This window comes from Enterovibrio nigricans DSM 22720 (genome assembly GCF_900167155.1).
Classification (GTDB): domain Bacteria; phylum Pseudomonadota; class Gammaproteobacteria; order Enterobacterales; family Vibrionaceae; genus Enterovibrio; species Enterovibrio nigricans.
This window is the reverse complement of record NZ_FUXU01000130.1, coordinates 1-6469: the sequence shown is the minus strand read 5'-3', so window position 1 is coordinate 6469 and position 6469 is coordinate 1. Positions and strand designations below refer to the sequence as shown.

Annotated in this window: 6 protein-coding genes and 1 pseudogene; 2 read left to right on the top strand and 5 right to left on the bottom strand. The window is 41.9% G+C overall.

Annotated elements, in window-relative coordinates; all coding sequences use genetic code 11:
* Window positions 1–142 precede the first annotated feature (142 nt).
* Entirely contained in the window at window positions 143–376 is a 234-nt protein-coding gene (locus tag B5D35_RS22145; RefSeq protein ID WP_078754609.1) for a hypothetical protein, read from the top strand.
* A gap of 124 nt (window positions 377–500) precedes the next feature.
* Here the strand turns inward: B5D35_RS22145 and B5D35_RS22140 are convergent.
* From B5D35_RS22140 to B5D35_RS22125, 4 genes and pseudogenes are all read right to left on the bottom strand, one after another.
* Window positions 501–977 (bottom strand): annotated as a pseudogene (locus B5D35_RS22140) (HipA N-terminal domain-containing protein); the annotation flags it as partial.
* On the bottom strand, window positions 977–1222 hold the full coding sequence (hipB, locus tag B5D35_RS22135; RefSeq protein WP_078754608.1) for a type II toxin-antitoxin system antitoxin HipB: 246 nt from the start codon (window positions 1220–1222) through the stop codon (window positions 977–979). The gene hipB and the pseudogene B5D35_RS22140, both read right to left, overlap by 1 nt.
* A 231-nt stretch (window positions 1223–1453) precedes the next feature.
* Window positions 1454–1927, bottom strand: a complete 474-nt coding sequence (locus B5D35_RS22130) for a helix-turn-helix transcriptional regulator (RefSeq protein ID WP_078754607.1) — start codon at window positions 1925–1927, stop codon at window positions 1454–1456.
* On the bottom strand, window positions 1924–3288 hold the full coding sequence (locus tag B5D35_RS22125; RefSeq protein WP_078754606.1) for a type II toxin-antitoxin system HipA family toxin: 1365 nt from the start codon (window positions 3286–3288) through the stop codon (window positions 1924–1926). The genes B5D35_RS22130 and B5D35_RS22125 overlap by 4 nt, the downstream gene beginning before the upstream one ends.
* Window positions 3289–3943: 655 nt before the next feature.
* Between B5D35_RS22125 and B5D35_RS22120 the strand changes: the two genes are divergently transcribed.
* On the top strand, window positions 3944–4231 hold the full coding sequence (locus B5D35_RS22120; protein ID WP_078754605.1) for a helix-turn-helix domain-containing protein: 288 nt from the start codon (window positions 3944–3946) through the stop codon (window positions 4229–4231).
* A gap of 479 nt (window positions 4232–4710) precedes the next feature.
* Here B5D35_RS22120 and B5D35_RS22115 read toward each other — a convergent pair whose 3' ends face one another.
* Window positions 4711–6042: an ATP-binding protein gene (locus tag B5D35_RS22115; protein ID WP_078754604.1), complete on the bottom strand. Its 1332-nt coding sequence runs from the start codon at window positions 6040–6042 to the stop codon at window positions 4711–4713.
* Between the last annotated feature and the right edge of the window lie 427 nt (window positions 6043–6469).

Here is a 6469-nt window from a genome sequence, read left to right as displayed (position 1 = left end):
TGCTCAGGTTGGCGAGACTTACGCTATGATCAAAGCGCTGAACAAGCTTACAGGACTGGGTATGCCTGAAACTCAGTATATTGCTTAAGAACCGAACAACTTTAGGCTGCCATGTCTTCCAACCGAATTAAGCAACAAAGCCTTGAAAAGTGTAACTGGGGAACTTGGTAATGAAATACTCAAAGAACAGTCTTTAGTGCATCAAGTCCAGATAGAGAGAAATAAATTAGCTAATCAGAAGGCTGAATTAACCGAAGATGGCAGAATGCTACTACATGGGAAAACAGAATCATTTGAATATAACTTTGATGAATTTAAACGAATGAGAAATGATTTATTGGAAGCCCATCGTCATATCAATAGATTAAGTGAGTAAATATGTTATCACAAACTGTGATTGTAGATCTTGATGGGACTCTTGCTCTGAACCAGCACAGAAGCCACTTTATTGATAAGTCGAATGGCCAAAAACCAGATTGGGTTTCCGACTTTTAGAAGCGCGTTTTTTCTTGCGTGCCAGCGACAGATATACGGAAATCAACTTCATCATTGAGCATGCCTAAAGGAATGTTGGTTTTGTAGGCACTGAGGACTTTTTCCAAACGCTCATCGGTGAGAATGTCATAATCGAGTTGCTTGAATGATGGACTGTCTTCACTGGGCTCGTAGAGCGCAATGGCACCAACGCTGTCTTTACCTACCTGTTTCAATAGCTCGAACGCTTGACGTGATTCTGCTTGGTACCTTGCTACGATACGATCTCGAACCTCACTGAGGTCGGGTAGCAAGTTATCGAAAAAGTTGATGACGTTGCTGGATGCGTGCTTTTTATATTGAAGCGGTAAGGAAAGTGACAGTGGCCTGCCTATTGGGCTTTCAATCCATCGTGCATCGTATTGGAATTCATGTGCGCCGTTGGCGAGCTTGATGAATTCACCGATTCGTTCCTCATTCATATAGGCCACCAAAGTTTCCATTACCACACCTCTTGATCGGCTTTTGCTGAGGGAGTTTGTTCTTCCGAGAGTATGTCCATTCTCACGCCAAGTGCTTGGATGATTTTAAACACGGTTTTCAGTTGGGTGGTGTCGGGGTTATTCTCAAAGTTGGACAGCGTCGCTTGTTTCAATCCAACACGCTGAGCAAGCTCTGCTTGGGTGAGCTTATGCTTAGTGCGAAGCAGTTTTAAGTGGTTTGCTAATTGTTGCGGGCTATAAATCATGGCAACCGCCCCCTTTACTCAAATATCCTTTTAAAGAGATATTCTTTAGATTATCCCCTCTACGTTATATCTAAAGCTATATCCCTTGGAGGGGATATGCAATGCTGTATCCCTTAGTGCGGATATTTCTTAACGATAAGTGTGAGGCAATAACCAAAAGTAGCGAGATTCAGGACGGGACACCTAGGTCTGTTATGACAACTTAGTCTAACGCAGGGCCCTAGACCTATTTTAATCCGTCGCTCCATCACTCTGTAATAACGATCTCAAGGCATTGGTTGAGGATGGGAGCAAACCCACTTTCAAGCCGAAAGGCTTAAATGCCTTGTTCAATATGTCCGTTTTGTAACTGCCTCGGTCATTCTCGATGTCTGAAAGCGTTTTTCGAGAAATATCCACCAGTTTTGCGTACACATCCTGTTTCAGTCCAAGTACATTGATCCGAAGGGCTTTCAAGGCTTGCCCTTGAGTTAACTCGCCGAACAATAATTGCTTGATTATTTTGTTGGCGACATTTTTGCGTTCAGCGGCATCAACAGATGTTTTGTTCTTTGAAACCCTTTGGATTTTTGGGGAGTTTGAAGCACCGTTTCCCATTACATCTCTATCATCAAATTGTGCTTGAGAAGGCTGTATACGGTTAGCTTTAAGGCGAGCAACGGTTGCTTTAGCTGACTCGTTGAGTGTCGATTTTTTTGTGCTCACAGAAGACCCCACTTAGTCAGTTTGTCTGATATATGGTTGAACCCTATGCCTGGTAGTTCGAGAATACTTTGTGGTACCCCCTTTGCTGCCAGTCTTTCCTTGAGATCAGTACATTGGCTTGCTGTATCGCGCAGAGCCACGAGTAAGGTCTCGCTAGGCACTAGGTCTGACAACGTGTTGGCTATTCCCACAAAATCATAGGTTCCGCCAACCTCCAAAGGTGCCCTCCATTTGGTTGTTCTTGGTATACCTTCTGGGTCTGCTTTCATCGGCGCAAAGTCGTAAATGGGTGCAAGTTTGATGTAGCCATCTCCTTTGAGGAGCGATGTATTACGCCCATGGTTATCGCTATTTCCAAAGAGGATATTAAGAAGGTCTCTTTTGACCCACTCGATAACAAATGCCTGAATATCAAACTGATACCCTTGATGCGTCACCATGTAACTCTGAGTGATTTTATCAATGAGAACTCTGATGGTTTCTTCATGATCTAGGGTAACACCAGCACTTTTCCCCAAGATGGAATAGACCGACTCCATGCCAAATCTTTCAACCTTCCCTTGAGAGTTATAGCTAATGTCAAAACGAGGAAGCCACAATGAAGGGTAGTTTGCGCCTTCTTCCAAACGCATGTGTTCGATGGGGATGGTGTCAAACCCCATTTCTGTAAGTTCATGATAGTAAAGAAATTCTGCGCGAAGAATATCGCAATCTATGTCACTTCTTGAGCCTCTTGGGTATTTGACTAAATAGTGCAAATCCCGATTGTTGTTGTCGTCCTGATAAGGGTCTATCCATATTTTCCAGTTACTTGGATCATCTTCGATAGCGGCGCGGAGAAGGAGCTTGGGTGCTTCTCCTCCTGCACCTGTTGCACCGCCAGCCGCCGCTCCTCTCTGTTGAGCATAATCTAAAAAGTCACTGGCGCGGCTTTTTACATCTTCCACTGAGAAGACGAGACTATCGGCAAGCTCGAAGCGATCAGGGAGAGAGTCTTTGATTCTAAGATTACCAACTGGAGACATGGTGCCATGCTTCAACAAGACGTAGTTTTGCTCGGCAGTGGGAAGGTCTTCAATTTCTAATTGTTTAACCCAGTATTTCCTGCTGGCACCACTGGGCATGATGTCGTCGAGAAACTTCAACCAACCTGGCTCTCCGTTGTCATCAAAGAAAAAAGCGACAGGGTGGTTGATGGAGACCGCGTGCAGGTCATCTTTTTCAAAATGGTCAATGGCATAGCTCTGGAGATAGTCAACAGCGGTCACTTTGTAGTTGTGTTGGTCACTTTCAGGAAACGAAATGATGGCGATATCGAGCCATTGTTCATTGATAAATGCCTGAATGGTCAGTTGTTCCATCACCATTGCTCCAAAATAAACTAATGCGTATTAATTTACGCATAAACTACTCATATTGCAATTAATGAGTAGTTTTCTACCCAAAGAGAAGTATGAATGCGCTCGAGCATAGTAATAAGAGTTTATATGAAGACACTCTCGCTTAAAGGTTGCGAGTAGTTAATTACTCATAATCTGATTCATGCTTAATTAATGAGTGTTGTTTTACGCAATAATGGCTTTTTGATAAGCATAATGTAAGCTTATGTACTCATTAACTATTTTAAATTTGACATTGGCAAACCTGAGGGGAAAAGAGCCAAGCGTGGTTCCAATTGGAACCAGTCAAAATAACGCATGAGTGGCGGCTTAAGCCAACAGCTAATCTATGGTGTAAGTTAATTTTGCTTATTAACTTATTGTTTTTATGCTAATTATATTGATTTGATTTTTATCGATGTACCTTTCGGTGTACCCATTCGTTAGGGTTACCCCAATTCTTCACCTAAATAGAGCATATTTCCTCAGAATCTAACGCGCGTATCTAACTCAACAATACAACCCTAAAGTTGTTCGCGGGACTACGTACAACCTTAAAGTTGTTATAGGTTTTTTTTTACAACTAATATGTTGTTTATTGTGATTGCTACAACGATAGAGTTGTTTGAGGTGTGCAGTGAAGAATGTTGATGAAATTGCAGCGTTGCTCATTGAGCAACGTAAAAAGCTAGGTATCGAGCAAAAAGATATGTACATGCGAATCGGCATGAAGCAGCAACAGTACCAGCGCATTGAAGCGGGGAGCGACTTAAAGTTATCGACTTTGCTTAGGGTGCTCGAGGGGCTGGACTTGGAGCTATCGATATCTCCCAAAGGTACGCCAGCTGATACAACTGGCTTTAGCAGAGCCGGAGTTGAGTTAGCTGATGACGTTGATGATCTCGATTTTTGGTTTAATTCATAAGATAGATCATGAGCAAAAGTCATTGAGTCAAATGGCTTGCTTTTGAAAATATAGGCACAACAAAAAAGCGCCAACCCTTTCGAGTTGGCGCTTTCCAAACGTTTGGTGGAGCTGGCGGGAGTTGAACCAAAGTCTCAATGTATTTAAATTCAGTTAATTAGCGTGGTGTTACCAATTTGGTGTAGCATCAAATGTTACATCAATTTCCTACTGCAAAAGGAACTGAACCCCCGTCCAAGTATAACTTTTTGCTATTAAAACCAGCGTTAATCATAGCAAAATAATCTTAAAACTACATGTAATGGTTATTCATCAACAGGTGATTTATTACTGTCGAGCAATGAGTTTAGCATACTAGATGAGGACTGTATCAGACCAACTCTTAGACCAAAAGGTTTGAACACTTTGTTCAAATGATATGAGCCAAATATTGCTCATATCATGGATTCTTCAGTATTAATGAGTATGTTTTTACTCACTTAGCTTTTATCTAGATTTCTTAGGTGATCAAGTAAGTATTCAGTGTAGTAAAGTGGCATCACTATGTGCTCTTTCTCTGTTGCTGGAGAGCCTTGAGTGCCTGTAAGTTTGATCGTCTTGTGGGGCTTGCATTTTTCGATGTAAGACTGCAATGATTTTGCTCGGGTTCGCTTACCGCTCTTTACTTCTACAGGCACAATACGGCCTAGGTCATCAGCGATGATGAACTCTATCTCAGCCCTTGCGTCTCCCCAAGAGAAGCTTGGTTCAATACCTAGTGCGGCGATTTCCTGTTGAACATAGTTTTCTGCAACATATCCCTTGTATTCATAGCCTTGCTGTTTGATTTCACGGTAACCCGTGCCGAGCATATGGTTCAATAGGCCTACATCAAAGAGAAATAATTTAATTGCATTTTCTTTCTGATAAGCGGCTAAAGGAGAACGAGGTTGTCCTTCAATAGGGTGATTCTTTAGCGCAAGTCGACACTTGTTAAGCCATGTAATCGCACTTTCATATTCAGCATATCGAGATTTGCGTTTGTGAACGCCTTTGAATTTGAACCGTTTAACGGAGTCATCGAATACCGAAGATAACTGGGCTGGGATGCTTCTAAATACAGACTCGATGAGTTGTGCATCTACTTTTCCAGAGTATTTTCCGAAATCACGCATGTAGCCCTCAATTAAGTTTCGATGGACTTCAGAGACGGCTTCAATTCGGTCAATGATACTGAGTTGAGAGTTTGCGAACCATGAGTTTACGGCTTCAGGCATGCCGCCAACGAAGTAATAATCAGTTAGCAATTCGATTAACTTGGAATGAGCCGCAGAAGAACTCAGCTTTTGGTCAAACGCTTTTTGAAGAGCTTTCTCTCCAGATGCCCACAAAAACTCCCTGAAAGTCAGTGGCCTTAAGTTGTGCTGTTCAACTTTTCCAACAGGGAAGGAGGTGAGCAATCCAATATTGGAACCACTTGCAGCAACATAAGCTTTGGGAGCCTTTTCTGCAAAGTATTTAAGTGCGGTAACCGCTCTAGGACACTCACCAATTTCATCTAAAATAAGTAGATCTGTAGATGGTTCGAAGGTTTGCCCTGTTAAGAGTTCAATATTGGTGATGATGTCATCAGGATTTAAAGATCCAGCAAAAGCTTCCATTAACTCAGGACTCTCTAAAAAATCGATCCTTAGGACATTTTCGAATGTACTTCCTAATAGCTCCTGCAATAAGAATGTTTTGCCAGTTTGTCTAGCTCCGTCAATCAGTAGAGGCTTCCTGGTTGGCTTGCCTTTCCAGGTGAATAGGTTTTCAAGCAGTGTTCGTTTCATCTAGCCACCTTAGTGATAGCGATTTCATGTTCGATGCTTATTACATAAAAATGCGCGATAAAATGCAAGTTTAAACATTTTGATGCGCATAAAAATGTTTTGTTTTACATTTTAATGCGCGTAAAAGTGTATCTATTGGTGTGCACATGATTATTTGTGGTGCGGGGGGCGAGTCGCGGTGATGAGTATATGGTGAGTGATTCATACTCAGTATAACCAACGACGTTATCAAGTGTTTATTTTGATGGTAAGACTAGAGTGATTGTTATTGAAGGTTTTATGGTTTGTCTGAAATTAAATAATCAAAACAACAAGGTAAAAAGCTGCGTCATGTTATGGAAGAATGGCTTTGTTGCTTAAATCGATGGAACTAAATCTAGAAGCTACGATCTGATCGGCTACACCCATCAATCGTCGTAGTCTCATG